This window comes from Variovorax sp. GW460-12-1-14-LB1 (assembly GCF_059423605.1).
In genome coordinates, this window is record NZ_JBWKYF010000081.1 from 1 (window position 1) to 26,541 (window position 26,541).

The following is a 26,541-nucleotide window of genomic DNA, read 5'->3' on the forward strand; positions in this document are numbered from 1 at the left end:
CGCCTGCCCACCCCCGGCAAGCCCTACGTGCCCACCGCGGCGCGCGAGGCCGCCGAGTTCGTCGCCAAGATCGCCGAGCTGTCCGCCACCAACCCGGCGTCGGCCGCGGTCGAGGAAGAGGCCACGCCGCAGCTCGAACTCGTGCCCGAACCCGAGCCCGAAGCGCCCAAGGGCTACACGCCCGCTGTGCTCGCCATCACCGGCACCAACGGCAAGACCACCGTCACCTCGCTCACCGGCCAGCTGGTCGAGCGCGCGGGCAAGACCGTGGCCGTGGCCGGCAACATCGGCCCCACGCTGCTCGACACGCTGGCCGGGCACCTCGACGCCGGCACGCTGCCCGACGTGTGGGTGCTCGAACTCTCGAGCTTCCAGCTCGACGGCGTGCAGGGCTTCGAGCCCACGGCCGCGACCGTGCTCAACCTCACGCAGGACCACCTCGACTGGCACGGCGACATGCCGGCCTACGCGGCCGCGAAGGCGCGCATCTTCGGCGCCAAGGGCCTGATGATCCTGAACCGCGACGATGCCGGCGTGATGGCCATGCTGCCGCCGCCGGTCAAGGTGCGGCTGCAGCGTCCGCAGATCCGCACCCACGTCACCTTCGGCGGCGCGATGCCGCTGCGCCCGGGCGACTACGGCATCGAACGCATCAACGGCGTGGCCTGGCTGGTGCGCGCGCTGGAAGCCGACGAAACGCAGAAGCGCAAGCGCGGCGCGGTGGTGGAAGAAGAGCTCTTCTTCCAGCGCCTCATGCCCGCCGACGCGCTGCGCATCCGCGGCCGCCACAACGCCATGAACGCGCTGGCCGCGCTCGCGCTCGCCAGTGCCGCCGACTGCCCGCTGGGCCCGATGCTCTACGGCCTGCGCGAGTACCGCGGCGAGCCGCACCGCGTCGAGCCCATCGCCATCGTGGACGAGGTCGAGTTCTTCGACGACAGCAAGGGCACCAATGTCGGCGCCACCGTGGCCGCACTGAGCGGCCTCGGCGAGGAGCGCCGCGTGGTCGTGATCCTCGGCGGCGAAGGCAAGGGCCAGGACTTCGAGCCGCTGGCCGACCCCGTGCGCCAGTACGCGCGCGCCGTCGTGCTGATCGGCCGCGACGCGCCGCTGATCGAGGCCGCGCTGGCTTCCACCGGCGTCTCGCTGAAGCACGCGGGCTCGATGGAAGAGGCGGTGAAGCTCGCCGCCGCGCGCGCCCACCCCGGCGATGCCGTGCTGCTGTCACCGGCCTGTGCGAGCTTCGACATGTTCAAGGACTACGCGCACCGCGCCGAGGTGTTCTGCGAGGCCGTGGAGGCTTACGCCGACAGCCCGCGCGAGGCCGTGGGTGGCGACGACGCGGTGGTGTCGTACGTGCCTGGCGCGTCGCTGTCCACCGCCGGATCGATGGAGGACCCGATTTGAACTCCGCAGCCGCAGGCCAGGAAACCAGCACCGGCAGCCGTTTCGGCGGCTGGTTCCGGCGCGCCCGCAGCGGCATGGATTCGCTGCCCGTGCACCTGCCCGTGCGGCTGGGCGGCGCCGGCGTCGCGCAAACCAAGGCCACGCCGATGCGCGTGCTGGGCTTCGACCAGGCGCTGGTCTGGGTCACGGTCGCGCTGATGACCTGGGGCCTGATCATGGTGTATTCGGCCTCGATCGCGCTGCCCGACAACCCGCGCTTCGCGCGCGCCGGCTACAGCGCCTCGTACTTCCTCACGCGGCATGCGGCCTCGCTGGTCATCGCGTTCATCGCCGCGCTGCTGACCTTCCAGGTCCCGATGAAGACCTGGGAGCGCGCCGCGCCCTGGCTCTTCGTGGCCTCGCTGCTGCTGCTGGTGGCGGTGCTCATTCCGCACATCGGCATCAACGTGAACGGCGCGCGCCGCTGGCTGCCGATGGGCTTCATGCGCTTCCAGCCGTCGGAGCTGGCCAAGTTCGCGATGGTGCTCTATGCCGCCAGCTACATGGTGCGCAAGATGGAGATCAAGGAGCGGTTCTTCCGCGCCGTGCTGCCGATGGGCATTGCGGTGGTGGTGGTCGGCATGCTGGTGATGGCCGAGCCCGACATGGGCGCCTTCATGGTGATCGCCGTGATCGCCATGGGCATCCTGTTCCTGGGCGGCGTGAACGCGCGCATGTTCTTCGTGATCGCGACGCTGGTGGTGGTGGCCTTCGGCTCCATCGTGGCGAGCAGCCCGTGGCGCCGCGAGCGCATCTTTGCGTACCTCGATCCGTGGAGCGAAGAGCACGCGCTGGGCAAGGGCTACCAGCTGTCGCACTCGCTGATCGCCATCGGGCGCGGCGAGGTCTTCGGCGTGGGCCTGGGCGGCAGCGTCGAGAAGCTGCACTGGCTGCCCGAGGCGCACACCGACTTCCTGCTGGCCGTGATCGGCGAAGAGTTTGGCCTCATCGGCGTGCTGCTGATCATCGGCCTGTTCCTGTGGCTCACGCGCCGCATCATGCACATCGGCCGCCAGGCGATCGCGCTGGACCGCGTGTTCTCGGGCCTCGTGGCCCAGGGCGTGGGCGTGTGGATCGGCTTCCAGGCGTTCATCAACATGGGCGTGAACCTGGGCGCACTGCCGACCAAGGGCCTGACCTTGCCGCTGATGAGCTTCGGCGGTTCGGCGATCTTGATGAACCTCGTGGCGCTCGCCGTCGTGCTGCGCATCGACTATGAGAACCGCGTGCTGATGCGGGGAGGTCGCGTATGACCGGCCGCACGGCACTCGTCATGGCCGGCGGTACGGGCGGCCACATCTTCCCGGGCCTGGCCGTGGCCGAGGCCCTGCGCGAGCGCGGCTGGCGCGTGCACTGGCTGGGCGCGCCCGGCAGCATGGAAGAAAAGCTCGTGCCCCCGCGCGGCTTCGCCTTCGAGCCGGTGCAGTTCGGCGGCGTGCGCGGCAAGGGTCCGCTCACGCTGTTCCTGCTGCCGCTGAAGCTGCTGCGCGCCTTCTGGCAGAGCCTGGCCGTGGTGCGCCGCGTGAAGCCCGACGTGCTCGTGGGCCTGGGTGGCTACATCACCTTCCCGGGCGGGATGATGGGCGTGCTGATGGGCAAGCCGCTGGTGCTGCACGAGCAGAACTCGGTCGCCGGCCTCGCCAACAAGGTGCTGGCGGGCGTGGCCGACCGCGTGTTCACGGCCTTCCCGAACGTGCTGAAGAAGGCGCAGTGGGTGGGCAATCCGCTGCGCGCGGCCTTCACCTCGCAGCCCGATCCGGCCGCGCGCTTCGCGGGCCGCACGGGGCCGCTCAAGTTGCTGGTGGTCGGCGGCAGCCTGGGCGCGCGGGCGCTCAACGCCGTCGTGCCGCAGGCGCTGGCGCGCATTGCACCCGACGCCCGCCCGCAGGTGTTGCACCAGAGCGGCGCCAAGCAGATCGACGAACTGCGCGCCAACTATGCGGCGGCCGGCGTCGAGGGCGAACTCACGCCCTTCATCGACGACACCGCGCAGGCGTACGCCGAGGCCGACCTCATCGTCGCGCGCGCCGGTGCCAGCACCGTCACCGAAATCGCGGCCGTCGGCGCAGCAGCGCTGTTCGTGCCTTTCCCCTCGGCGGTCGACGACCACCAGACCACCAACGCGCGCTTCCTCGTGGACGCGGGCGGCGGCTGGCTGGTGCAACAGACCGACCTCACCCCTGAATTGCTGGCTGATTTGCTACAGAAAACCGAACGCGCGACCTTGATCGACCGGGCCACCAAGGCCAAGACCCTGCAGAAGACTGAAGCAGTGGACGCGGTTGTCCGCGCCTGCGAGGAGCTTGCGAAATGAAGCACGCGATCCGTCACATCCACTTCGTCGGCGTCGGCGGCTCGGGCATGAGCGGCATCGCCGAGGTGCTGCTGAACCTGGGCTACCGGATCACCGGCTCCGACCTGTCCGACAGCGCCACGCTGCGCCGTCTCGCGGGCCTGGGCATCGGCACCTTCGTGGGCCATGCCGCCGCGCACATCGACGGCGCCGATGCGGTCGTCACCTCCACCGCCGTGCAGTCGGACAACCCCGAGGTGCTGGCCGCGCGCGAAAAGCGCATTCCGGTCGTGCCGCGCGCGCTGATGCTCGCCGAGCTGATGCGCCTGAAGCAGGGCATCGCCATCGCCGGCACGCACGGCAAGACCACCACGACCAGCCTGGCCGCGAGCGTGCTCGAGGCCGCCGGGCTCGACCCGACCTTCGTGATCGGCGGGCGCCTGAACAGCGCCGGCGCCAACGCGCAGCTGGGCAGCGGCGACTACATCGTGGTCGAGGCCGACGAGTCGGACGCCTCGTTCCTGAACCTGCTGCCCGTGATGGCGGTGGTCACGAACATCGACGCCGACCACATGGAGACCTACGGGCACGACTTCGCGAAGCTGAAGAAAGCCTTCGTCGATTTCCTGCACCGCATGCCGTTCTACGGCGTGGCCATCCTGTGCACCGACGATCCGGCGGTGCGCGAGATCGTGGCCGACGTGACCTGCCCGGTCACCAGCTACGGCTTCGGCGAGGACGCCCAGGTGCGCGCCATCGACGTGCGCGCCGTCGGCGGCCAGATGCATTTCACCGCGCAGCGCCGCAACGGCGTGACGCTGCCCGACCTGCCCATCGTGCTGAACCTGCCGGGCGAGCACAACGTGCGCAACGCGCTGTCGGTGATCGCCATGGCGGTCGAGCTCGGCATTGCCGACGAAGCGGTGCAGCGCGGCCTCGCCGGCTTCAAGGGCGTGGGCCGCCGCTTCCAGAGCTACGGCGACGTGGCCGTGCCGAACGACACGGCCGGCGGCACCTTCACCGTCATCGACGACTACGGGCATCACCCGGTCGAGATGGCGGCCACCATTTCCGCCGCGCGCGGCGCCTTCCCGGGGCGCCGACTGGTGCTGGCCTTCCAGCCGCACCGCTACACCCGCACGCGCGACTGCTTCGAAGACTTCGTGAAGGTCATCGGCACGGCCGACTCGGTGCTGCTGGGCGAGGTCTATGCCGCGGGCGAGGCGCCCATCGTGGCCGCCGACGGCCGCACGCTGGCGCGCGCGCTGCGCGTGGCCGGCAAGGTCGAGCCGGTGTTCGTGGACGACATCGTCGCCATGCCGCAGGCCATCCTGGACAACGCCCGCGCGGGCGACGTGGTGCTGTGCATGGGCGCGGGCTCCATCGGCGCGGTACCGGGCAAGGTGGTCGAACTCGGCACGCCGCCCGCACCCTCATCAACAACTTCAGAGCGCACTGCGCGCAAGGGGAGGGCCGCGTGAGCCTTCAGGATCCACAACTTTTCGGCAAGGTGGCCGTGCTGTTCGGCGGCAGTTCCGCCGAACGCGAGGTGTCGCTGATGTCCGGCGCCGGCGTGCTGCAGGCCCTGCGTTCGCGCGGCGTCGACGCGCATGCCTTCGACCCGTCGGAGCGCGAGCTGACCGACCTCAAGCGCGAAGGCTTCGCGCGCTGCTTCGTCGCGCTGCATGGCCGCCACGGCGAAGACGGCACCGTGCAGGGCGCGCTCGAGCTGCTCGGCATTCCCTACACCGGCTCGGGCGTGATGGCCTCGAGCGTGGCCATGGACAAGGTCATGACCAAGCGCATCTGGCAGGCCGACGGCCTGCCCACGCCCAAGTACGTGCGCCTGGCCTTCGACCAGCAAAGCCGCGAGCAGATCATGGTCGTGCCCGACGTGCTCGGCCTGCCGTTGATCGTGAAGCCGCCGCGCGAGGGCTCGTCCATCGGCGTGACCAAGGTCGAGGGCTACTCGCAGATGCAGGATGCCGTCGCGCTGTCGGCGAAGTTCGATGCCGACGTGCTGTGCGAAGAGTTCATCGACGGCGAAGAAGTGACCTGCGCCGTGCTCGGCCAAGGCCTGGACGCGCGCACGCTGCCGGTGGTGCGCATCGCCGCGCCCGAAGGTGCCTACGACTACCAGAACAAGTACTTCACCGACGACGTCAAGTACCAGTGCCCGAGCGGCCTGCCCGAAGCCGAGGAACGCGAGATCCAGCGCATCACGCTGGCCGCGTACCACACGCTCGGCTGCCGCGGCTGGGGCCGCGCCGACGTGATGATCCGCGCCAGCGACCGCAAGCCCTTCCTGCTCGAGATGAACACCTCGCCCGGCATGACCAGCCATTCGCTGGTGCCGATGTCGGCGCGCGCGGCGGGCATTCCCTACGAAGAGCTGTGCGTGCGCGTGCTGGCTTCGGCCGCACTCGATGCCAAGGGAGGCGCGAACTAAGCCATGGCCGACAGCATCCCCGCTCCCTTCGACGTCAAGCTGATGAACATCGTCGCGAACGTTGCGTTCGTGCTGGTGGCGCTCATGCTGCTGGCGGCGAGCGCGTGGTGGGTGCTGCGCCAGCCTTTCTTCCCGATCTCGGGCATCAAGGTGGACGGCGAGGTCACGCACAACAACGCGGTCACGCTGCGCGCCAACGTGGCGCCGCAGCTCAAGGGCAACTTCTTCACCATCGACCTGGCGCGTGCGCGCACCGCCTTCGAGACGGTGCCGTGGGTGCGCAGTGCGGTGGTGCGGCGCGAGTTCCCGAACAAGCTGCGCGTGACGCTGACCGAGCAGGTGCCGGTGGCGGTGTGGGGCGACGAGGCCGGCTCCAAGCTGATCAACGGCTTCGGCGACGTGTTCGAGGCCAACGTGGCCGAGGTCGATGCCGACCTGCCGCGCCTGGACGGCCCGATCGAGCAGGCCGGGCAGGTGCTGGGCATGTACCGCGTGCTCGCACCGATGTTCGAGCCCTACGACTTCGACATCGCCGAGCTGCGGCTGTCCAGCCGCGGCAGCTGGAAGGTGCTGCTGGACAGCGGGGCCGAGATCGAGCTCGGCCGCGGCCAGAGCGACGAGGTGTCGGCGCGCCTGCAGCGGTTCCTGAAGACCGTGACGCAGGTCGCGGGCCAGTACCGCCGCACGGTGGCGGACGTCGAACGCGCCGATCTGCGCCACAACGACGCGTATGCCCTGCGGCTGCGCGGCGTCACCACGGTCTCGCCCGAGGCCCCAAGAAAAATCAAGTAGCGAATACCGAGGACATCTACATGCCCAAAGAATACAAAGACCTGGTCGTAGGCCTGGACATCGGAACCGCCAAGGTGATGGTGGTCGTGGCCGAGGTGCTGCAAGGCGGCGAGCTCAAGCTGGCCGGCCTGGGCATCGCGCCCAGCAACGGCCTCAAGCGCGGCGTCGTGGTGAACATCGACGCTACCGTGCAGAGCATCCAGCAGGCGCTGAAAGAAGCCGAGCTGATGGCCGACTGCAAGATCAGCCGCGTCTACACCGGCATCACCGGCAGCCACATCCGCGGCATCAACTCGAGCGGCATGGTGGCGGTGAAGGACAAGGAAGTCACGCCCGCCGACGTGGCCCGCGTGGTCGAGACGGCGCGCGCCATCAACATCTCGAGCGACCAGCGCCTGTTGCTGGTGGAGCCGCAGGAGTTCGTGATCGACGGCCAGGACGTGAAGGAGCCGATCGGCATGAGCGGCATGCGCCTGGAAGCCAAGGTGCACATCGTGACCGGCGCGCAAAGCGCGGCCGAGAACATCATCAAGTGCGTGCGCCGCTGCGGCCTGGAGGTCGACCAGCTGATGCTGAACCCGCTGGCCTCCAGCCAGGCGGTGCTCACCGAAGACGAGCGCGAACTGGGCGTGGTGCTGGTCGACATCGGCGCGGGCACCACCGACGTGGCGATCTTCACCAACGGCGCGATCCGCCACACGGCCGTGATCCCGATCGCGGGCGACCTCATCACGAGCGACATCGCGATGGCCCTGCGCACGCCCACCAAGGACGCGGAGGACATCAAGGTCGAGCATGGCTATGCCAAGCAGCTGCTGGCCGACCCTGAATCGCAGGTCGAAGTCCCCGGCCTTGGCGATCGCGGCCCGCGCATGTTGAGCAAGCAGGCGCTTGCCGGCGTGATCGAGCCGCGCATCGAAGAAATCTTCTCGCTGGTGCAGCAGGTGGTGCGCGAGTCGGGCTACGAGGAAGTGCTGTCGTCGGGCGTGGTGCTCACGGGCGGCAGCGCCGTCATGCCCGGCATGGTCGAGCTCGGTGAAGACATCTTCCTCAAGCCCGTGCGTCGCGGCATTCCGAAGTACTCGAGCGCGCTGTCGGACATGGTGGCGCAGCCGCGCGCGGCCACCGTGATGGGCCTGCTCGAGGAGGCACGTTTTGCACGCATGCGTGGCTTCAAGGTCGCACAGAAGAACGGGTCCGTAAAGACTGCGTTCGGACGTTTCAAGGACTTCATCGTGGGGAACTTCTGACCATGAACCACTCCCCACTCTGGCTCGCACGCGCGGGCCCTCCGCTGCATTTCAACGAGCGATGGCGACGCACCGGTCCACCATCGCGACGGCGATCCCGTTGATCACGTCACGGCAAAAGAAATATTCATAGACACATAACGGCAACTGCAATATTCAAGGAGTTAGAAATGACCATCGAAATGATCGAAGTCGAAGAATTCAACCAGGGCACGCAGATCAAGGTGATCGGTGTCGGCGGCGGCGGTGGCAATGCGGTCGCCCACATGATGGAGCGTGGTGTGCAAGGCGTGCAGTTCGTTTGCGCCAACACCGACGCGCAAGCCCTGCAACGCAGCAACGCGCACAAGAACATCCAGCTGGGCATCAGCGGCCTGGGCGCCGGCAGCAAGCCCGAGAAGGGCCGTGACGCGGCCGAAGCCGCAGTGGACGACATCCGCGCTGCCATCGACGGCGCGCACATGCTGTTCATCACGGCCGGCATGGGCGGCGGCACCGGCACCGGCGCCGCACCCGTGATCGCGCGCGTGGCCAAGGAAATGGGCATCCTCACCGTGGGCGTGGTGACCAAGCCCTTCGACTGGGAAGGCGGCCGTCGCATGACCAACGCCGACGCCGGCCTGGCCGAGCTCGAAGCCAACGTCGACTCGCTGATCGTCGTGCTCAACGAGAAGCTGCTGGACGTGCTCGGTGAAGACATCACCCAGGACGAAGCCTTCGCGCACGCCAACGACGTGCTGAAGAACGCCGTGGGCGGTATCTCGGAAATCATCAACGAGTACGGCGGCGTGAACGTCGACTTCGAAGACGTGCGCACCGTGATGGGCGAGCCCGGCAAGGCCATGATGGGCACGGCCGCGGCTGCAGGCCCGGATCGCGCGCGCATCGCCGCCGAACAGGCCGTGGCCTGCCCGCTGCTCGAAGGCATCGACCTCTCGGGTGCCAAGGGCGTGCTGGTGCTGGTGACGGCGTCGAAGGGTTCGCTGAAGCTGAACGAGTCGAAGCTCGCGATGAACACCATCCGCGCCTACGCCTCGCCGGACGCGCACGTGATCTACGGCGCCGCCTACGACGAAAGCCTGGGCGACCAGATGCGCGTCACGGTGGTGGCCACGGGCTTGTCGCGTGCCGACGCACGCCGCCAGGCCCCGACGCTCGAAGTGATCCGTACCGGCACCGACAACATCCCGTTCACCGTGCCGACGCTCGGCGGCGTGGGCCACGCGGGTGGTGGTTCGGGCAGCCAGCCCAACTACGACGGCATGGCCGTGCCCAGCGTGTGGCGCACCAACCGCACGATGGCCGCTGCCAAGGTCGACGCACTGTCGTCGGGTGGCATGGACGACTTCGAAATCCCCGCATTCCTGCGCCGTCAAGCAGACTGACCGCAGGCCACCGAACGCAGAGGGCACGAGGGTTCGCAAGGGGACGGGGAAGACCTGAAAGGGACTGACCCCCGGCTCTAGGCGCTGCGTCCACCTCGTGCCCCTTGCGTCCATCGCCGGGGGCTCCCCGGCTTTTTTTTTCTTTCTTATCTGACCGGTCCATGTCTATCGCGGCCATAGCGAAGGGAATAGGGCGTCACGGTCGCCGCCCGCCTAAAATCTCGGGCGTGCTGCAACAACGAACCCTCAAGTCGATCAGCCGCGCCGTGGGCGTGGGGCTTCACAGCGGCCAACGCGTGGAGCTGACCCTGCGACCGGCCCCCGCCGACACGGGCATCGTGTTCCGTCGCGTCGACCTGCCCGAGCCGGTCGAGATCCGCATGACCGCCGAAGCGGTCACCGACACGCGCCTGGCGTCCACCGTCTCCACGGGCGGCGCCAAGGTGCAGACCGTCGAACACATCATGTCCGCCTGCGCGGGCCTGGGCATCGACAACCTCTACATCGACATCACGGCCGACGAAGTGCCGATCCTCGACGGGTCGGCTTCGTCCTTCGTGTTCCTGCTGCAAAGCGCGGGCATCGAGCTGCAGAAGGCGCCGCGCCGCTTCATCCGCGTGCTGCGCAAGGTCGAGGTGCGCGAAGGCGAGGGCGCCAACGAGAAGTGGGCGAGCCTGGAGCCGTACCACGGCTTCAAGCTGAGCTTCGAGATCGACTTCGACCACCGCGTCGTCAACTCCACCGGCCAGCGCGTGGATTTCGATTTGGGCGCCGACTCGTACAGCCGCGACATCGCGCGGGCGCGTACCTTCGGTTTCACCAAGGAACTCGAGTACATGCTCAGCAAGGGCCTGGCACGCGGAGGCGGCCTGGACAACGCCATCGTCATGGACGACACCAAGGTGCTCAATGCCGGCGGGCTGCGCTACGACGACGAGTTCGTGAAGCACAAGATCCTCGACGCCATGGGCGACCTGTACATCATCGGCAAGCCGCTGCTGGCCGCGTACACCGCGTTCCGCTCGGGCCATGCGCTCAACAACAAGCTGCTGCGCGAGCTGCTCTCGCACAGCGACGCCTACGAGGTCGTGACCTTCGAGGACGAGAAGCGCGCACCGCGCGGCTTCGGCGAAGTGGCGCGGGCCTGGTAAGCAGGCGCACGCTTTTTCTTTCCGATGCTTCTCTTTCGCTGGGCCATCCTGCTGCTTCTGCTGGTGGCGGGCGTGTCCTTCGCGTTCTATGCGGGCACGGGACAGGTCAAGTACAGCCGCTTCGGCTGGATCGTGTTCAAGTGGACGGTGCTGGCGGCACTGGGCTTCTTCGCCGTTCTCATCGCCGAGCGCGTCGCGTAGCGCGAGCCGCTCAATCGACCAGGGCCTGCAGCGCCTGCACCTGCTGCGCGAGCAGCGGCCCCTTGCGGTGCGCAGGCACCAGCAGCATCAGCGTGTCCCCCAGCGCCTTCGGCCGCCCCCAGGGCGCGTGCAGCCGGCCTTTCTCGAGCAGCGGCGCCACCAGCCGCTCGCGCCCCATCAGCACCCCTTCGCCATCGAGCGCGGCCTGCAGCGCGAGGCTGTAGAGCGAGAAATCCGGGCCGGCGGCCAGCGCATCGGCCTCGGCTGCCGCGGTGCCGGGGCGCACGGCCTGCAGCCAGCGCGACCAGTCGTCGCGCCACACCGTGTCGTGCAGGCCGCCGCAGCGCGCGAGCACGTCGACGAGGTCGTCGAGCGGGCGCGGGCGTGCGCTCTCCAGCGATGCGCGCACGCGCGGGCTGCACACGGGCACGAGGCGGTCGCGCGCGAGCGGGATGCCCGCCGCGCCGACGGCGGCTTCGGCACCGCGCGCATAGAACAGCCCGAGATCGAAGGGCTCGCGCCGGAAGTTCGGCGGCTGCTCCAGCGCCGTCACCGACACCTGCACGCCGGGCAGCGCGGCCTTCAGCCGCGAGAGCCGCGGCGACAGCCACAGCTGCGCCATCGCCGGCAGGGCCGCCACCTGCAGCGTGCTGCGGCGCGCGGCGGTCTGGGTTTCCTGACGCAGCGCCTGCACCGCGAGGCCGAGCTGGTCGACCGCCGCGCTGAGCGCGGGCAGCGCGCGCCGGCCGTGCGCGCTGAGCCGGATGCCCTGGCTGTGCCGCTCGAACAGCGCACCGCCGGCCCAGGTCTCGAGCGCCTTGATCTGCTGCGCGACGGCGGCGGGCGTCACGAACAGCTCCTCGGCCGCGCGCGCGAAGCTGCCGTGGCGCGCCGCGGCCTCGAAGGCACGCACGGCCGTGTGCGGCGGCAGGCGAGGGCGGGGTGGGGCGAGGGACATGGTGTTCAGGCCAAGTTTTTCTAGGGCTCGGGCCCAGTTTATCCGTGTTGCCGGCACAGGCACAGGGCGCGACCATGCGGTCATTCCTTTCCTCAGCGAGACACCGCATGCCCGCAGCCCTCCACCGCCGTTCCTGGGTCCCCGTCGCCAGCGAGGACCACGTGCTTGCCATTGCCGCCGACGCCGCCGCGCGCGACGCGTCGGGCGTGGCCGCCGAGATCGAACGCCTCGTGGCCGACAACCACCGCATCCATGACGTCGACGGGCTGAACCTCAACCCCGCCACCAACGTCATGAACCCCGCCGCCGAGGCGCTGCTGTCGCGCGGGCTGGGTTCGCGCCCGTCGCTGGGCTATCCGGGCGACAAGTACGAGATGGGGCTGGAAGCCATCGAGCGCATCGAGGTGGTCGCCGCCGAGCTGGCGGCCGAGGTGTTCGGCGCGCGCTTCGCCGAGGTGCGCGTGAGCTCGGGCGCGCTGTCGAACCTCTACGTGTTCATGGCGACCTGCCAGCCCGGCGACACGATCATCGCGCCGCCGCCGGCCATCGGCGGCCATGTGACGCACCACGCGGCGGGCGCGGCCGGGCTCTACGGCCTGAAGACCGTGCCGGCGCCGGTCGATGCCGACGGCTACTCGGTCGACGTGGTGGCGCTGGCCAAGCTCGCGCGCGAGGTGAAGCCCAAGCTCATCACCATCGGCGGCAGCCTCAACCTGTTCCCGCACCCGGTGTCCGCGATCCGCGAGGTGGCCGACAGCGTGGGCGCCAAGGTGCTCTTCGATGCCGCGCACCTCTCGGGCATGGTGGCCGGCAAGGCCTGGCCGCAGCCGCTCGAAGAAGGCGCGCACGCGATCACGATGAGCACCTACAAGAGCCTGGGCGGCCCGGCCGGCGGGCTGATCGTGTCGAACGACGCGGCGCTGATGGAGCGCATCGACGCCATCGCCTACCCCGGCCTCACGGCCAACTCGGACGCGGGCCGCACGGCGGCGCTGGCCCGTGGCCTGCTCGACTGGAAGGTGCACGGCGTGGCCTATGCGGCGGCGATGCGCGACACCGCGCAGGCGCTGGCACGCGCGCTCGATGCGCAGGGCCTGCCGGTGTTCGCCAGGGCGCGCGGCTTCACGCAGTCGCACCAGTTCGCGCTCGAGGCCGCGCGCTGGGGCGGCGGACAGCGTGCCGCGAAGCAGCTGGCCCAGGGCGGGTTGCTGGCCTGCGGCATCGGCCTGCCGATCGCGCCGGTCGACGGCGACATCAACGGCCTGCGCCTGGGCGTGCCCGAGATCGTGCGGCTGGGCTTCACGCCCGAGGACATGCCGCAACTGGCCGGCTGGATCGCGCGCGCGCTGGCAGGCGATGCGCCCGCCGTGGCTGTCGAGGTGCGCGAACGCCGCCGGCGCCTGGGCGACCTGCGCTACATCGTGCGCTGAAGCCTCAGCGCGAACGCCCTTGCCGGTAGGTGCCGGCGTGGGTCTTCGACAGCTCGGCCGCCTCCGCGAGCCGCGCCATCGAACGGCCGACCTGCGCGTGCGTGATGGCGATGCCCAGCGCGTCCGCTGCGTCGGCGCCCGGCAGTCCGGGCAGGTCGAGCAGGCGCTTGACCATCTCCTGCACCTGCGCCTTCGCGGCCTGGGCGGGGCCGGCCACGGCCTTCTTCATCTGCAGCGCCGTGTACTCGGCCACCGAGAGGTTGTGGCTCACCAGCGCCGTCACGCAGGCGCCGCGCGCCTGGCCCAGCAGCAGCGTCGACTGCGGGTTGACGTTGACGAAGATGATTTCGACCGCCGACGCCTCGGGCTGGTAGCGCGCCGTGATCTCGCCGATGCCGTCGAACAGCACCTTCAGGCGCGCCGGCAGGTTGCCGCTGCCCAGGTGCCGGGTGCTGATGGTGCCGCTGGCCACGTAGCGCAGCGCATGGCCGTCCGCATCGACCACGCCGAAGCCGGTGGTCTGCAAACCGGGGTCGATGCCGAGGATCCGCATGAAAAGGAAGCGTAAAGGCCTAAGCCTGGGTGAGGAAGGTTGAAGAAGGTGCGAATTCGCGCGCGATGCGTGGGGGATCGCGGGCAGAATCCGCCGTTCTTGCATTCCGCCCCGCTCCGCGCGGGGCGCGCCACACAAGGAAGCGAAGGTGAATGTAGTCGAGTCCTCCGCGCAGCAGCAACCGAAGCCATCGAACGACGCCCCGGCCCTGCCCGCGCACCAGCAGCAATCTCCCGCCGAACGCGCCGCCGCGAGCTTTCGCCAGGCGGAGCTGTTGAGCGACCTCGGCCGCCGCCGCGAGGCGATCGCCGCCTGCAGCCGGCTGATCGCCGAGTTCGGTGCGCTGCCCGACGCCGGCGTGGTCGTGCCCTGTTGCCAGGCGCTGCGGCTGCTCGCGCACGTGCTGCGCCAGCTGCACCGCCCGGCCGACGCGCTGGCCACGCTCGACCGCCTGGTGGCCGCGCACGGCGGGCGCAGCGAGTCCGAGATCCGCGCGCACATCGCCCACGCGCTGTACCAGCGCACCTGGCTCATCGACGACGCGGCGGCGCGCTGCGAGGCCTGTGACTTCATGAGCGAGCAGCTCGATGCGCAGGCCGATGCCGCGCTCGATGCGTGGCGGCTCGACGCGCGCCTGCTCAAGGCCGAGATCGAACACCACCGCGGGCTGCCGCAGGACGCATTGGCCACGCTCGAGGCGGCCATCGAACGTTTCGAGGGCGGCGCCGACGCCGGCGTGGTCCTGCGCGTGGCGCGGGCCCGGTTGGCCGCGGTGCTCAACCTGCGCGAGCTGGCGCAGCACACGCAGGCGCAGGTGCTGTGCCTGCAGGTGGCCGACCAGATCGAGACCGGGCTGGCCGATGCCGCGCCCGAACTGCGGCTGGAAGGCGTGCGCGCGCTGGCCCTGTTCTTCGACGGCCTCGGGCTCGACGAGGTCGCGCGCCGCGCCGAGCTGGTCGGCTGGCTGCTCGATCGCTACGGCCACGACGCCTCCGCGCAGGTGCGCCGCCTCGCGGCCGTGCGCGCCCATGAGTGGGCCGTGGGGCTGCGCGACCAGGGCGACGGCGAGGCCGCGCTGGCTGCCTGCGAGCGCCTGCTCGGTGCTTTCGCGCACGACGCTGACGCCGTCGTGCAGCGCACCGTGGCCACCACCTTGCTGCACAAAGGCTTCGTGCTGCTCGACCTGCTGGGCCGGCCCGAGGCGGCGCTTGCGGTGTACGAGCCGCTCGTGGCGGCGTCGCGCGACGGCGCCACGCCCGAATTGCGAGAGCTGCGCGTGAAGGCGATGGCCGGGCGCGAGGCCTGCCTGAAGCGCCTGCGCAAGACCGGCGGGCTCGACGCCGGCGAGCTGCCGGCCGAGCTCTTCGATGCGGCGTGCGACACCGTCCGCGAAGGCCGCAAGCTCGGTGACGCGGGCGCATCGCGCGAAGCCATTGCGCTGTTCGACGAGGTGCTCGCGGCGCATGCCGCCTCGCCGCACCCGCTCATGCGCCGCCAGTGCGCGCGCGCCTTGTCGCACAAGACCTTCTGCCTGCTGGCGCTGGAGCACTTCGCCGAGGTCGTCGAAGCGGCCGATGCAATGGACGCGCGCTACGGCGCCGATGTCTCCACCGAAATGCAGTCGCAGGTGGCGCTGTGCCTGCAATACAAGAGCACCGCGCTCGACCGCCTCGCGCGGCCCGCGGACGAGATGCGCGTGCACGACGAGATCGTTGCGCGCTGGGGCAATTCCGAGCTGCCCGACCTGCGCGCGCGCGTGGCCGGTGCGCTGTTCCGCAAGGGCGCCGTGCTGCGCCGCGCGGGCCGCTTCGCCGAGGCCGTGGCCAGCTACGACGAGGTGATCGCGCGCACGGCGATGGCGCGGGACAGCGCCCTGCAGCTGTGGGCCGCCAAGTCGCTGATCAACAAGGCCAAGGCCTTCGACAAGATGGACGACCTGGCCGGCCAGGCCAAGGCCTACCGCGTGCTCATCGCGCGCTTCGGCGAGTCGGGCGACGCGGCCTTGCGCGAGCGCGTCGCGAATGCCTGCGAATGGCTGGCCGAGGCCGAAGGCCGGCAGGGGCGGGTGGCGGCGCAGCGCGAGGCGCTGGAGCTGGCACTCGAGCGCTTCGGCACGGCGCTTTCGGCCGAGCAGCGCCCGCGGCTCAAGCGCGAGCTTCAGGCACTGAAGACGAAGGCCCTGGGACGGCGCGCGAAGCAGGCCTTCGATCGGGTGGTGCGGCGCAAGGTCTGATCGCCCGCCGCCCGCCTGGTGCTTCAGACGTTGAAGTACCAGCGGATCGAATGGAAGAAGATCGGCGCCGCGAAGCACAGTGCGTCGACGCGGTCGAGCAGGCCGTTGGCGCCGGTCACGCCCACGCCCTTCTGGCCCCAGTTCGGAATGCCGCGGTCGCGCTTGAGCGCCTTCATCACGAGGTGGCCCATCGAGCCCGCGACGCAGGCAATGATCGACACCGCGAGCGCCTGCCCGAACTTGAACGGCGTGATGAACGAGAACAGCGCGCCCACCAGGCTGGCCACGACGATGCCGACGCCCCAGCTGGTCCAGTTGAAGCTGCGGCTCACGTTCGGCGCGAACGGCGTGCGCTGCATGCGCCGCGAGATCAGGTGCTGCACCAGCACCGAGGTCTGCACGACGAACACCAGGAAGAACACGAGGAACGCGCTCTTGCCTTCGTAGCCCGGGAAGGTCAGCAGCAGCAGCGCGGGCACGTGGCTCATGCCGTAGACGCAGACCATGATGCCCCACTGCAGCTTGGCGTTGCGCTCGAGGAAATGGCTGGGGTCGTTCGCCAGCGCGCTCGCCACCGGGATGGCGAGGAACACGTAGACCGGGATGAACACCGTGAACAGGTCGAAGCGCGCGGTGGCCACCAGCCAGAACTGGATCGGCAGCACCACGAAGAACGCGAGGATCAGGCTGCGGTGGTCGCCGCGGCGCGTCGGCGAGAGCGTGATGAACTCGCGCAGCGCAAAGAACGCGATCAGCGCGAACAGCACGGTGGCCACCGTTTCGCCCAGCGCCCAGCCGATCCAGAACACGATCACCATGAACCAGGTGGTGCCCAGCAGCGCGCGGAAATGCGCCAGCTCGGCCTGCCACGACTCGTCGTGCACCGGGTTGCGCCGCTCCTTGAAGCTCAGGAAGAAGACGGCGGTGCTCACGATGAAGAGCAGACCGAAGACGATCAGGAAAAGGGCCGCGACCTGCTGGGTCGGGCTGAGGCTGCGCAGGAACTGGTTCATACCTTCAGACGTCGCGCAAGGCGATCACCGCGGCGCGGGCGCGGTCGAGGAAAGGGCGGCGCTCTTCGCCTGCTTCGACGCGGATCGGCGCGCCGAAGGTGACGGAGCACAGGATGGGCACGGGCACGATCTCGCCCTTGGGCATCACGCGCTGCACGTTGTCGATCCAGGCCGGCACGAGCACCACGTCGGGGAACATCGTCGCCAGTGCGTACAGGCCCGACTTGAATTTCTGCGGCTCGCCGGTGTGGCCGCGCGTGCCTTCGGGAAAGATGATGATCGAGTCGCCGCTGCGCAGCGCGTCGATGAGCGGGGCGAGCGGATCGGCGGCAGGGGGCTCGGGCGCGGCGGCTGGCGCTTCGGGCTCGATGGCGGGCGGCGGTGCGACCGGTGGTGGAGGCGGCGGGGGCGCGGGAAGGTCGAGCTGGCCCTGAATCTCCTGCGGGCCTTCGGCAGCTGGTGCGTGAGACACAGTTTCGATCGGCAGCAGCGGCTCCATCGACGGCTCGATGCGCTCGGCCGGGGCGATGGGCGCGGCGGGTGGCGGTGCTACCGGCGGCGGTGGCGCAACCGGCGCAGCCCCCGTGGCCGCCCGCTCCACATACACCGCGTTGAACACCTCCGTCGTGATCCAGCGCTTGACCGGCGTGTTGGCCCAGTAGTCGCGCGCCGCGATGGGCCGCGTGATGCTGCGCAGCTCCTCGGGCAGCGCGGCCCAGATCATCACGAGGTCCGCGTGGCTCTGGTGATTCGCGAAGTAGATGCGCTGCTCGGCCTTCGGTGGACAGCCGTACCAGCGCGCCTGCGCGCCGGTGAGCAATCGGACGATTCCCAGCAGCAACCAACCTGTGAGCTTTGCCAGCATATGGAGGCGATGATACGGGCCATGCGATGGCGATTCGATCTTCTTTCCCTGGCGTGGGCGGTGGCCCTTTTTGTACTGCTCGTGCTGCTGGCCACCGTCGGCGCGCGCTGGGGCTGGGTGCGAAGCTTCTTCGGCGACGTGCTGGCCGTGGCGTGGGTGTACCTCGTGTTCAAGACCTTCGTCGCCGCGCGCGTGCTGCCGCTCGCACTGGCGGCTTTCGGCGTGGGGCTGCTGGTCGAACTGGGGCAGTTCCTGGCATCGACGTGGCACCTGCACATTCCGAACCGCGCGCTGCGCATCGTGCTCGGCGCCACCGCCGACTGGTGGGACGTGCTGGCCTACGCGATCGGCTTCGTCGCCGTGCTGGTGGTGGAAGGCGCGGTGCGCAAGCTCAGGGCAGGTCGACCGCCGGCATCCGCGCCACGATCGTCGATGCCCGTCCGTTGATGTACGACGAATTGGGCCGCCGCTCGAAGAACTTCGGGCTCGGCAGCATCACGGCCAGGCGCGCTGCTTCGTAGGAACTCAGGCGCGCGGCCGGCTTCCTGAAGTAGTACTGCGCGGCGGCCTCGGCGCCGAACACGCCTTCGCCCCATTCGACGTTGTTCAGGTAGATCTCGAGGATGCGCCGCTTGTCGAGCAGCACCTCGAGCAGCGTGGCGAGCACCAGCTCCTGCCCCTTGCGCAGCATGGTGCGTTCGCCCGACAGCAGCAGGTTCTTCGCGAGCTGCTGCGTGATGGTGGAGCCGCCACGCAGCGGGGCCGGTTGCGCCGGCTTGCCGCGTGCCGCCGCGCGCGCCATGCGCTTGGCGGCCAGCTGCTCGGCGCGGGCGTTGCGCTGGCGCGCCCGCTCGATGGCTTCCCACTCGACGCCGTTGTGGTCGACGAAGCCGGCGTCTTCGCTCGCGATCACGGCGCGCTTGAGGGTGTCGTTGATCTGCGTGTACGGCACCCAGTCCTGGCGCCATCCGCCGTCGCGGCCCTGCGAGAGGGCGACGCGCCAGGCCTCGGAGCGCTGGAAGGCCGTGCTCTGCGGATCGATCACCGCCATGGCCGCGATGCGCACCACGAAGAACAGTTCGAGCGCCAGGCCCGCCACCACGAGGCAGGCGATCAGGCGCAGCAGGCCCTTCATGCGCCGGCGGCGAGCAAGGCGCGCAGCTCGGCCAGCACCTGCGCCGACGGCGGGCGCACGCCGCGCCAGAATTCGAAGGCTTCGGCGGCCTGCTCCACCAGCATGCCGAGGCCGTCGCGCGCGACCGCGCCGTGCGCCTCGGCCCAGGCCATGAAGCCTGCGGCGGCGGGGCCGTACATCATGTCGACGGCCAGCGCGCCGGGACGCAGCACCTGCGCGCGCACCGGCACCGCGTCGCCCGCGAGGCTGGAGGCGGTGGCGTTGACCACCACGTCGAAGTCGCCCGGCACCTCGTCGAGCGCCCAGGCCTCGAGCGTGGCACCGTGGCGCAGCGCGAGCGCGGCATGGCGCTGCACCAGCGCGATGGCCTTGTCGAGCGTGCGGTTGGCCACCACGACGTGCGCGGCGCCCGCGTCGAGCAGCGGCCCGAGCACGCCCGCCGCCGCACCGCCGGCGCCGATCAGCAGCAGCGACCGGCCCGCCAGCGGCACGCCGGCGTTGCGCACGATGTCGTTGACCAGGCCGATGCCGTCGGTGTTGTCGGCGTGGATGCTGCCGTCGGCCTCGAAGCGCAGCGTGTTCACGGCCTGCGCCAGCGTGGCGCGCTCGCTGGTGTGCTGCGCGAGCGCGGCGGCGTCGAACTTGAAGGGCACGGTGACGTTGCAGCCGCGTGCGGTGTCGCCCTGCGCGGCAGCCTCGCTGCGGAAGGCGGCGAGGCCTTCGGCGAAGGCGCCGATCGGCACCAGGCGCCGGCCGTAGGCCATGGGCTGGCCGCAGAGTTCGGCAAAGCGCGCGTGGATGCGGGGCGAGCGGCTGTGCTCGACGGGGTTGCCCATGACGCAGTACTGATCCATGGCCGATGCTCCGTGTTCTGCTGGGGATGCTGTTGCTATTGGGACGACAGCTCGATGGTCTCGTCGCGCGTGAACTTGAAACGCGACTGCAGCACGATCTGGTCGGTCTGCTTGCGCATCGCGTCGGTGAATTTGCCGAAGTTGCCGACGCTGCGCACGATCGCCTGGGCACGGCGGTCGAGCGTGGTGTTGCCCGAGCTCTCGTCGACCACGGTGTCGAGCACGCGCCCGTCGTGGTTGATGGTGACGGTCATCTTGAGTTCGCCGTAGAGCTTCTTGCCGGCGGCGGTCGGGAAGTTTTCGGTGCCCTTGACCTCGATGCGGCGGCGCAGCGTGTCGACGTACAGCGCGTAGGCGGCCTCGCGCGTGGCGGGGCTCAGGTAGCGCTTCTTGGGGCGCGCGTTTTCCTCGTTCACGCGGCGCTCGATCTCGGCGAGCAGCGCGACCATCTGGCGGCGCTTTTCCTCGCGCGCGGCGGCCTCGGTCGGGTCGCCGGCCTGGCGCGGATCGGGCACGGGCATGGCGGCCAGTTCGCGCTTGAGCTGCGCCAGCATCTGCATCTGCTGGGCCTGCATGGCCTCGACCTGGCGGCGCGACTCTTCGAACGAGTCGCCCATGGTGGTGAAGCTCGACGGCGGCAGCGGGCTGGTGGCGCGACCCTTGTCGAGGTCGCCGCCGCCCGCGAGCGTGGTCTGAGCCATCACGCGGGCCGCGGGGTCGGGCTTGTCGTTGGTCTTGCTGTTGACCAGGATCACCTCGAGCGGGGTTTCGCTGAAGACCCGGTTGAACGATTCGGGATCGACGAAGCGCACCGCGAGCAACGCGGCATGCGCGATGACCGACACGCCCAGAGCGATCTGCAGCGTGCTGAGGTCCTTGAGATTCATTCTCGAAACTCCTCCAGGGGTCGCGTGTCTCCGGTCGTTCGACCGGGGGTCATGCAGGCGTGGTCGTCGCCGGGTCGGGTGCGGCCTCGGTGTCGCTCAGGTCGACCGCGATGGCGATCGGGCCGGCGACTTCTTCCTCGTCGTCCTCGCCGCCGTCAGCGGCTGCGGCATCGGCCTGCGGCACGTCGAAGCGTTCGAGCACGGTGCCGCTCACGTCGAGCGCGATCTCGTCGATCTCGCCGAGCTTCACGCGCACGCGCGCGCCGCGCTCCTGCTGGCCGGCCACCGGGAACACCAGCGGCAGCGTGTCGGCGCGCACCAGCGCGCCGTTGGGAATGTCCTTGATGACCGTGGCCTCGAGCTCGGTGATGCCCTGCTGCTGCAGGTACTTCAGCGTCCAGAAGCGCTCCATGCCGCCCTGGTAGGCGTTGTACGTGGCGTAGGCCGCGTCGAAGCCCGAGAGGATGGAGAACAGGTCGGCGTCCTTCGGCTTGAAGGGCGCGGCCAGCGCGGCGGTCTTGCCGTGGCGCGCGGCCGCGATGATCTGCCACTGGTTCACGAGGTCGGTGTAGCGGCGCAGCGGCGAGGTGCTCCAGGCGTAGCTCTTCACGCCCAGGCCCGCGTGCGGCAGCGCGCGCGTGCCCATGCGCACCTTGATGCCGGGCGCCAGGCTGGCCTGGCTGCGGTACAGGCCCGGCACGCCGAGCTCGCCGAGCCAGCCGCCCCAGCTGCTGTTGGCCAGGATCATGGCCTCGGACACGATCAGGTCGAGCGGCGCGCCGCGCTGGCGCGTGCTGATCTGCACCTGCTCGTTGCCGGTAGGCTCCGCGCCGTCGTTGCCGACGAGGCGGAAGTTGTAGTCGGGCCGGCTGAAGTTCTCGGGCTTGCCGCGCACCACTTCGCGCTGCGCCTTCAGGTGCTTGGCCAGGCGGAACAGGAAGGACAGCGGCGCGCGCAGCTTCGCGGCGGCGTCGGGGGTGTTGTCGGAGTTGAAGGTGGCGTCTTCGAGCCAGGGCTGCGTGACGACGGCGTCGAGCTGGTCGTGGCGCAGGTTGGCAACGATCGGCACGCGCTCGAGCTTCGTCTCGGTGGCCTGCAGCTCGAGCGTGGCTTCGTCGAAGCGCGCATAGAGCGACACCGCCGGGCGATCGCCGCCTTCGAGCAGCGTGTAGGTGTCGACCACCTCGTCGGGCAGCATGGTGATCTTGTAGCCCGGCATGTACACGGTGGACATGCGCGCACGCGCCACGGCGTCGATGGCGCTGCCCGGCGTCAGCGCCAGGCCCGGTGCGGCGATGTGGATGCCGACCGTGATGGTGCCGCTGCCCATGCCCTGCACCGACAGCGCGTCGTCGATTTCGGTGGTCTGCGAGTCGTCGATCGAGAAGGCCCGCACGCCTTCGGCCAGCGGCAGGTCGTCGGCGACGGCTGGCGCCGCGAGCGCGGGGAAGCCGGTGCCCTTGGGGAAGTTCTCGAACAGGAAGCGCCGCCAGTGGAACTGGTAGGGCGAATCGATGGCGCCAGCGCGCTCCAGCAGGTCGAGTGGCGGGCGCTGCGTGGCGCGCGCGGCGTCGACCACGGCCTTGTACTCGGGCGCGTTCTTGTCGGGCTTGAACAGGATCTTGTAGAGCTGCTCACGGATCGGCGGCGGGCACACGCCCTCGGCCAGTTGCCCCGCCCATTCGACGATCTGCGCCTGGATGGCCTTCTTCTTCTCGATGGCCGCCAGCGCCTGCTGCACGATTTCGGCCGGCGCCTTCTTGAAGCGCCCCTTGCCCGCGCGGCGGAAGTAGTGCGGCGCCTCGAACAGCGCGAACAGCGCGGCGGCCTGCTGCGCCAGCGAGGGCTTGTCGCTGAAATAGTCGGCCGCCAGGTCGGCAAAGCCGAACTCGCCTTCGGCTGCGAATTCCCAGGCGAGGTCGAGGTCCATGGCGGCGGCGAGCGTGCGCGCCTCCGCCATCAGCTCGGCTGGGGCTGGCTTCTCGAAACGCAGAACGATGTTGGCGCCCTTGACCTTGACGCGCTTGCCGGTCTCGAGCTCGACCTGTGCCGAGGCTTCGGCTTCCGACAGGATGCGGCCGCCGAGGTATTTGCCGGCTTCTTCAAACAATACAAACATCCGGCGATTCTCCCACGCGGGATAGGGCGCGCTTCCAGGCCCGGGGCGAACGCTAGACGGGGTTGATGAAGGCCATCACGTCGTCGAGGTGCGCTTTTTCGAAATCGGACAGTGCATGGTCGCCGCCCTCGAGCAGCTTGATGCGGCTGTCGGGGTAGCGTGCCGACATCTCGTGCCAGTCGAGCGCCTCGTCGCCCTTGGCGATGATCGCGAACAGGCGCTCGGGCCGCGTGAGCGCGCCGATTTCCATGGCGCGCAGTTCCTGGATGAATTCCGGCTGGAAATAGAAGTGCTCGGACGGATCGTGCCAGGCGGTCTGGCTGCCGATGTAGCGCGTGAGGTCGCGCGCCGGGTGCACCGCGGGGTTGAGCAGCACGGCGCGGCAGCGCGTCATGCCGGCCACGTAGGTGGCGTAGAAACCGCCGAGCGACGAACCGATCACCGCCATCGACTTGCGCGGCCAGTGCGCGATGCCCTTCATCACCATGTCGATCGCATCGTGCGGTGACGGCGGCAGCTGCGGGCACCACCACTCCAGGTTCGGGTGCTCGCGCGCCACGTGCTTCGCCACCAGCCGCGCCTTGGTCGAGCGGGGCGACGAACGGAAGCCGTGCAGATACAACAGATGGGTGGTTTGCGGTTCCATGGGAGGAGGTGACTGGGGTGCGCTGGTCGCGCCCCGTGGCCGGATTCAGACAATTTTGCATGAGGTCCGCACCGCTCACGGCGCGGTGACCCCACAAATCCCTGCGAATCGGCCCATGAGAAGGCCGCGAGGGCGTGGCTGGAATTCGAAAGTATTCACGGTGCGGCCGCGCAGGGGGCGGCGGTGCGGCGCAAGGGCGGAAAGAAGAGACAAGTTTCGTGACGCATCTGGCAGGGGGCATCCCATGAACGAGGGAGGCAGGCCCCGCGTGGCGGTGGGTGCCCAGGCTTATGCTTCATCCCATGAACACCGAGGTACAGGATGACGGGATGCCACGCCGCTGGGGCGTGCTCGTGGTCGAGGACGACAGCCGCGCACGCGCCTTCTTCGAGGCCAGCGTGCAGCGCAGCCCGCGCCTGTTCTGGCTCGGCAGCGCCGGCACCGTGCAGGAAGCGCGCAGCTGGCTGGCCGCGACTGCGACCATCCCTGACGTGCTGCTGGTCGACCTCGGCATGCCCGACGGCACCGGGCTCGACGTGATCCGCGACGCCGTCGCGCGCTTTCCCGGCTGCGAGCCGCTGGTGGTGTCGGTCTTCGGCGACGAGGAGAACGTGCTGGCCAGCATCGAGGCCGGCGCCGTCGGCTACATCCACAAGGACGCCGCACCGGAAGACATCGCACAGACCATCGTCGAGATGAAGGCCGGTGCCTCGCCGATCTCGCCCATGATCGCGCGCCGCGTGCTCGCCAAGTACCGCAGCCTGCAGGCGGCCGTGCCGGGGACCGCCGGCGCGGCGCCGGCAGAGACGGCGCTCGACGAGGCCGACCGCGGCCTGCTCTCGGCGCGCGAGCACGAGGTGCTGACGTTGATCGCGCGCGGCTTCTCGTACGCCGAGATCGCGCGCCTCAAGGGCCTGAGCGTGCACACGGTGCAGACCCACATCAAGAACCTCTACGGCAAGCTCGCGGTGCATTCCAAGAGCGAAGCGGTGTTCGAGGCCACGCGCCTCGGCCTGCTGTCCCACCCGGGCTGAGGGCGGATGCTGCGGCGGCTGGCGTTCCTGTGCCTGCTCGGGCTGGCGGCGCTGTTCGCCGCGGGGGGCGCCGCCGCAGGGGAGGCGCAGGGGCCGATCGAACTGCGCCACGCCAGGGTGACCACCACCATCGACGGTGTCGTGCAGACCGAAGCGGTCGACCTGTCCTACCACTGGGACCGCCGGCACCGCGGCCGCACCGGCTTCGCGAGCTTCGAGCTGCCGTTCCGGGTCGAGACCCTGCCCGAGGTGCCCTGGGGCGTCTTCATTCCCCGTGCCGGCAGCGTCTTCGAGGTGCAGCTCAATGGCGCGCTGCTGCAGTCCTACGGCGACCTCAGCCAGGGCAACCGCGCCGACTACGCCAAGGCCCCCGTCTACGTGCCGGTGCCCGGCCGGCTGCTGAAAGAGGGCGAGAACCTGCTGCAGATCCGCATCCGCGCCGACAGCGAACGGCGCGCCGGCCTGTCGCGCCTCACGATCGGGCCGGCGACGCCGGTGCGCACCGCGTTGTTCGAAGGCGCCTACGCCTGGCGCTTCACGGGGTCGGTGCTGCTGACGGCGTTCAGCCTGATCGTCGGCAGCATCGCGCTGGCGCTGTGGTTCACCCAGGTCGACACCGGCGCGACCGGCCGCCGCCAGCGCGACGCGCTCTACTTCTGGGCCGCGGTCGCCGAGTTCTGCTGGGCGCTGCGGGTGGCCGACGCCATGATTCCCGAGCCGCCGCTGCCGTGGCAGCTATGGGGCGTGCTGATGGCCGGTTGCTACGCGGGCTGGGCCGCCTCCGCCATGATGTTCTGCTACCACCTCGCCGACTGGGCCCAGAGCCCGCGCACGCGCTGGGTGCGCTGGCCGACGGCGGCCGTGGTGGCCGGCACCGTGGTGTTCACCTGGCTGGCGCTGAACCGCGAGGAGCCGCGGTGGCTCACGGCCTGGCTGGCGGTCGAGATCACGATCGTCGTCGGCTTCGTGATCGCCTTTGCCGTTGCCACGGTGCGCCGGCCCAGCGTCGAGCGGCTGCTGGTGGCCGGCGCCGCGCTGGTCACGGTGGCCTTCGGCACGCGCGACTGGCTGGTGATCCGCCTGAGCGACGCCTACGGCGAAACCACCTGGGTGCGCTATTCCTCGGTGATGTTCGGCGTGGCGCTGCTGCTGATCGTGCTGCGGCGCTTCCACTTCGCGAGCGTGCAGGCGCGCGGCTGGGTCAAGACGCTGGCCGACCGGGTGGCGCAGCGCGAGCGCGAACTGGCCTCCACCTACGCCGAGCTGGAGGAGGTGGCGCGCGACCAGGCGCGCACCCACGAGCGCGAGCGCATCCTGCGCGACATGCACGACGGCGTGGGCTCGCACATCAGCTCGGCGATCCGCCAGCTGCAGTCGGGCCAGACCAGCCCCGAGGAACTGCTGCGCACCCTGCGCGACTCGCTCGACCAGCTCAAGCTGTCGATCGACTCCATCCACCTGCCGCCCGGCGACATCGGCGCGCTGCTGGCGGCGCTGCGCTACCGGCTGGAACCCCGGCTGGCCGCTGCGGACATCGCCTTCGAGTGGGGCGTGGACGAACTGCCCCCGGTGACGCAGCTCGACGCCCACGCCACGCGGCAGCTGCAGTTCCTGCTGTTCGAGGCCATCTCGAACGTGCTGCAGCATGCCCATGCGAGCGCGCTGCGCATCGAGGCTGACGCGCGCGACGGCGCCGTGCGCCTGCGGGTGATCGACAACGGCGTGGGCTTCGACGCCACCGAGGTGCCGGAGGCGCTGTCCAAGCGCGCCGCCGCCATCGGAGCCCGGCTGGCGATCGAAAGCCGACCGGGGCGCACGGTCGTTCAGCTCGTTTTCGACTGAAGGGG

24 protein-coding genes are annotated in these 26,541 nt (G+C 69.9%); 15 read left to right on the forward strand and 9 right to left on the reverse strand.

Going from position 1 to position 26,541, the window contains the following annotated elements; translation table 11 throughout:
• From murD to AC07Y4_RS28165, 10 genes are all read left to right on the forward strand, one after another.
• The coding region (murD, locus tag AC07Y4_RS28120) for a UDP-N-acetylmuramoyl-L-alanine--D-glutamate ligase (RefSeq protein WP_495275438.1) at positions 1 to 1,407 on the forward strand (1,407 nt) is incomplete at its 5' end.
• Positions 1,404 to 2,699 (forward strand): putative lipid II flippase FtsW, encoded by a 1,296-nt coding sequence (gene ftsW, locus AC07Y4_RS28125; RefSeq protein ID WP_062474228.1) that lies wholly within the window; start codon positions 1,404 to 1,406, stop codon positions 2,697 to 2,699. The genes murD and ftsW, both read left to right, overlap by 4 nt.
• On the forward strand, positions 2,696 to 3,760 hold the full coding sequence (murG, locus tag AC07Y4_RS28130) for an undecaprenyldiphospho-muramoylpentapeptide beta-N-acetylglucosaminyltransferase (RefSeq protein WP_487848087.1): 1,065 nt from the start codon (positions 2,696 to 2,698) through the stop codon (positions 3,758 to 3,760). The genes ftsW and murG overlap by 4 nt, the downstream gene beginning before the upstream one ends.
• Entirely contained in the window at positions 3,757 to 5,220 is a 1,464-nt protein-coding gene (gene murC, locus AC07Y4_RS28135; protein WP_139703001.1) for a UDP-N-acetylmuramate--L-alanine ligase, read from the forward strand. The genes murG and murC overlap by 4 nt, the downstream gene beginning before the upstream one ends.
• On the forward strand, positions 5,217 to 6,188 hold the full coding sequence (locus AC07Y4_RS28140; protein WP_487848086.1) for a D-alanine--D-alanine ligase: 972 nt from the start codon (positions 5,217 to 5,219) through the stop codon (positions 6,186 to 6,188). Before murC ends, AC07Y4_RS28140 begins: the two co-directional genes overlap by 4 nt.
• Before the next feature lie 3 nt (positions 6,189 to 6,191).
• Positions 6,192 to 6,980 carry a cell division protein FtsQ/DivIB gene (locus AC07Y4_RS28145; RefSeq protein WP_062474220.1) on the forward strand — a complete coding sequence of 263 codons (789 nt, stop codon included), beginning with the start codon at positions 6,192 to 6,194 and terminating at the stop codon, positions 6,978 to 6,980.
• Positions 6,981 to 7,000: 20 nt separating this feature from the next.
• The gene (ftsA, locus tag AC07Y4_RS28150; RefSeq protein WP_056575685.1) at positions 7,001 to 8,230 is read left to right on the forward strand and encodes a cell division protein FtsA; all 1,230 of its coding nucleotides are present in this window, start codon (positions 7,001 to 7,003) and stop codon (positions 8,228 to 8,230) included.
• A gap of 170 nt (positions 8,231 to 8,400) precedes the next feature.
• On the forward strand, positions 8,401 to 9,615 hold the full coding sequence (gene ftsZ, locus AC07Y4_RS28155; RefSeq protein WP_062474218.1) for a cell division protein FtsZ: 1,215 nt from the start codon (positions 8,401 to 8,403) through the stop codon (positions 9,613 to 9,615).
• 227 nt (positions 9,616 to 9,842) lie between these two features.
• Entirely contained in the window at positions 9,843 to 10,766 is a 924-nt protein-coding gene (lpxC, locus tag AC07Y4_RS28160) for a UDP-3-O-acyl-N-acetylglucosamine deacetylase (RefSeq protein WP_062474216.1), read from the forward strand.
• 24 nt (positions 10,767 to 10,790) lie between these two features.
• Entirely contained in the window at positions 10,791 to 10,967 is a 177-nt protein-coding gene (locus tag AC07Y4_RS28165) for a hypothetical protein (protein WP_495275439.1), read from the forward strand.
• 10 nt (positions 10,968 to 10,977) lie between these two features.
• Here the strand turns inward: AC07Y4_RS28165 and AC07Y4_RS28170 are convergent, their stop codons facing one another.
• Entirely contained in the window at positions 10,978 to 11,925 is a 948-nt protein-coding gene (locus tag AC07Y4_RS28170; protein ID WP_487848085.1) for a LysR family transcriptional regulator, read from the reverse strand.
• 107 nt (positions 11,926 to 12,032) lie between these two features.
• Here AC07Y4_RS28170 and AC07Y4_RS28175 point away from each other — a divergent pair, with 107 nt between their 5' ends.
• Positions 12,033 to 13,355, forward strand: a complete 1,323-nt coding sequence (locus AC07Y4_RS28175; protein WP_487848084.1) for an alpha-methylserine aldolase — start codon at positions 12,033 to 12,035, stop codon at positions 13,353 to 13,355.
• 4 nt (positions 13,356 to 13,359) lie between these two features.
• Here AC07Y4_RS28175 and ruvC read toward each other — a convergent pair whose 3' ends face one another.
• Positions 13,360 to 13,908, reverse strand: a complete 549-nt coding sequence (ruvC, locus tag AC07Y4_RS28180; RefSeq protein ID WP_495275440.1) for a crossover junction endodeoxyribonuclease RuvC — start codon at positions 13,906 to 13,908, stop codon at positions 13,360 to 13,362.
• Between the two features lie 148 nt (positions 13,909 to 14,056).
• Between ruvC and AC07Y4_RS28185 the strand changes: the two genes are divergently transcribed.
• The gene (locus tag AC07Y4_RS28185) at positions 14,057 to 16,141 is read left to right on the forward strand and encodes a tetratricopeptide repeat protein (RefSeq protein ID WP_495275441.1); all 2,085 of its coding nucleotides are present in this window, start codon (positions 14,057 to 14,059) and stop codon (positions 16,139 to 16,141) included.
• A 23-nt stretch (positions 16,142 to 16,164) separates the two neighbouring features.
• Here the strand turns inward: AC07Y4_RS28185 and AC07Y4_RS28190 are convergent, their stop codons facing one another.
• Complete coding sequence (locus AC07Y4_RS28190; RefSeq protein WP_095948182.1) at positions 16,165 to 17,154, reverse strand: phosphatidate cytidylyltransferase; 990 nt, start codon at positions 17,152 to 17,154, stop codon at positions 16,165 to 16,167.
• 4 nt (positions 17,155 to 17,158) lie between these two features.
• Complete coding sequence (locus AC07Y4_RS28195) at positions 17,159 to 18,019, reverse strand: lysophospholipid acyltransferase family protein (protein WP_487848082.1); 861 nt, start codon at positions 18,017 to 18,019, stop codon at positions 17,159 to 17,161.
• A gap of 9 nt (positions 18,020 to 18,028) precedes the next feature.
• Between AC07Y4_RS28195 and AC07Y4_RS28200 the strand changes: the two genes are divergently transcribed.
• Complete coding sequence (locus AC07Y4_RS28200; RefSeq protein WP_159278553.1) at positions 18,029 to 18,466, forward strand: ribosomal maturation YjgA family protein; 438 nt, start codon at positions 18,029 to 18,031, stop codon at positions 18,464 to 18,466.
• Here AC07Y4_RS28200 and mtgA read toward each other — a convergent pair.
• From mtgA to AC07Y4_RS28225, 5 genes are read right to left on the reverse strand one after another with little or no spacing between them, the layout of a single operon-like run.
• A complete protein-coding gene (gene mtgA, locus AC07Y4_RS28205) occupies positions 18,411 to 19,154 on the reverse strand; it encodes a monofunctional biosynthetic peptidoglycan transglycosylase (RefSeq protein WP_354345701.1) in 744 nt (247 codons plus the stop codon). The genes AC07Y4_RS28200 and mtgA overlap by 56 nt on opposite strands.
• Positions 19,151 to 20,008: a shikimate dehydrogenase gene (gene aroE / locus AC07Y4_RS28210; RefSeq protein WP_487848081.1), complete on the reverse strand. Its 858-nt coding sequence runs from the start codon at positions 20,006 to 20,008 to the stop codon at positions 19,151 to 19,153. Before aroE ends, mtgA begins: the two co-directional genes overlap by 4 nt.
• 35 nt (positions 20,009 to 20,043) lie before the next feature.
• Positions 20,044 to 20,895, reverse strand: coding sequence for an energy transducer TonB (locus AC07Y4_RS28215; protein WP_062481214.1), 852 nt, complete (start codon positions 20,893 to 20,895; stop codon positions 20,044 to 20,046).
• 49 nt (positions 20,896 to 20,944) lie between these two features.
• Positions 20,945 to 23,014 carry a ribonuclease catalytic domain-containing protein gene (locus tag AC07Y4_RS28220; RefSeq protein WP_487848080.1) on the reverse strand — a complete coding sequence of 690 codons (2,070 nt, stop codon included), beginning with the start codon at positions 23,012 to 23,014 and terminating at the stop codon, positions 20,945 to 20,947.
• A 52-nt stretch (positions 23,015 to 23,066) separates the two neighbouring features.
• Positions 23,067 to 23,660: a YqiA/YcfP family alpha/beta fold hydrolase gene (locus tag AC07Y4_RS28225; protein WP_159273879.1), complete on the reverse strand. Its 594-nt coding sequence runs from the start codon at positions 23,658 to 23,660 to the stop codon at positions 23,067 to 23,069.
• Positions 23,661 to 23,950: 290 nt separating this feature from the next.
• Between AC07Y4_RS28225 and AC07Y4_RS28230 the strand changes: the two genes are divergently transcribed.
• On the forward strand, positions 23,951 to 24,694 hold the full coding sequence (locus AC07Y4_RS28230; protein ID WP_307635879.1) for a response regulator transcription factor: 744 nt from the start codon (positions 23,951 to 23,953) through the stop codon (positions 24,692 to 24,694).
• 6 nt (positions 24,695 to 24,700) lie between these two features.
• Positions 24,701 to 26,536, forward strand: coding sequence for a sensor histidine kinase (locus AC07Y4_RS28235; RefSeq protein WP_487848079.1), 1,836 nt, complete (start codon positions 24,701 to 24,703; stop codon positions 26,534 to 26,536).
• The last annotated feature ends 5 nt before the right edge of the window (positions 26,537 to 26,541 follow it).

What these genes read in the sequence shown, in the direction of transcription:
- murG (WP_487848087.1), top strand. Translation starts at nt 2,696, where the DNA reads ATGACCGGCCGCACGGCACTCGTCATGGCCGGCGGTACGGGCGGCCAC.
- AC07Y4_RS28220 (WP_487848080.1), bottom strand. Translation starts at nt 23,014, where the DNA reads ATGTTTGTATTGTTTGAAGAAGCCGGCAAATACCTCGGCGGCCGCATC.
- aroE (WP_487848081.1), bottom strand. Translation starts at nt 20,008, where the DNA reads ATGGATCAGTACTGCGTCATGGGCAACCCCGTCGAGCACAGCCGCTCG.
- ftsA (WP_056575685.1), top strand. Translation starts at nt 7,001, where the DNA reads ATGCCCAAAGAATACAAAGACCTGGTCGTAGGCCTGGACATCGGAACC.
- ftsZ (WP_062474218.1), top strand. Translation starts at nt 8,401, where the DNA reads ATGACCATCGAAATGATCGAAGTCGAAGAATTCAACCAGGGCACGCAG.
- murC (WP_139703001.1), top strand. Translation starts at nt 3,757, where the DNA reads ATGAAGCACGCGATCCGTCACATCCACTTCGTCGGCGTCGGCGGCTCG.
- AC07Y4_RS28145 (WP_062474220.1), top strand. Translation starts at nt 6,192, where the DNA reads ATGGCCGACAGCATCCCCGCTCCCTTCGACGTCAAGCTGATGAACATC.
- AC07Y4_RS28170 (WP_487848085.1), bottom strand. Translation starts at nt 11,925, where the DNA reads ATGTCCCTCGCCCCACCCCGCCCTCGCCTGCCGCCGCACACGGCCGTG.
- AC07Y4_RS28215 (WP_062481214.1), bottom strand. Translation starts at nt 20,895, where the DNA reads ATGAATCTCAAGGACCTCAGCACGCTGCAGATCGCTCTGGGCGTGTCG.
- AC07Y4_RS28230 (WP_307635879.1), top strand. Translation starts at nt 23,951, where the DNA reads ATGCTTCATCCCATGAACACCGAGGTACAGGATGACGGGATGCCACGC.
- AC07Y4_RS28200 (WP_159278553.1), top strand. Translation starts at nt 18,029, where the DNA reads ATGATACGGGCCATGCGATGGCGATTCGATCTTCTTTCCCTGGCGTGG.
- AC07Y4_RS28175 (WP_487848084.1), top strand. Translation starts at nt 12,033, where the DNA reads ATGCCCGCAGCCCTCCACCGCCGTTCCTGGGTCCCCGTCGCCAGCGAG.
- AC07Y4_RS28190 (WP_095948182.1), bottom strand. Translation starts at nt 17,154, where the DNA reads ATGAACCAGTTCCTGCGCAGCCTCAGCCCGACCCAGCAGGTCGCGGCC.
- mtgA (WP_354345701.1), bottom strand. Translation starts at nt 19,154, where the DNA reads ATGAAGGGCCTGCTGCGCCTGATCGCCTGCCTCGTGGTGGCGGGCCTG.
- AC07Y4_RS28165 (WP_495275439.1), top strand. Translation starts at nt 10,791, where the DNA reads ATGCTTCTCTTTCGCTGGGCCATCCTGCTGCTTCTGCTGGTGGCGGGC.
- ruvC (WP_495275440.1), bottom strand. Translation starts at nt 13,908, where the DNA reads ATGCGGATCCTCGGCATCGACCCCGGTTTGCAGACCACCGGCTTCGGC.
- AC07Y4_RS28195 (WP_487848082.1), bottom strand. Translation starts at nt 18,019, where the DNA reads ATGCTGGCAAAGCTCACAGGTTGGTTGCTGCTGGGAATCGTCCGATTG.
- AC07Y4_RS28235 (WP_487848079.1), top strand. Translation starts at nt 24,701, where the DNA reads ATGCTGCGGCGGCTGGCGTTCCTGTGCCTGCTCGGGCTGGCGGCGCTG.
- AC07Y4_RS28225 (WP_159273879.1), bottom strand. Translation starts at nt 23,660, where the DNA reads ATGGAACCGCAAACCACCCATCTGTTGTATCTGCACGGCTTCCGTTCG.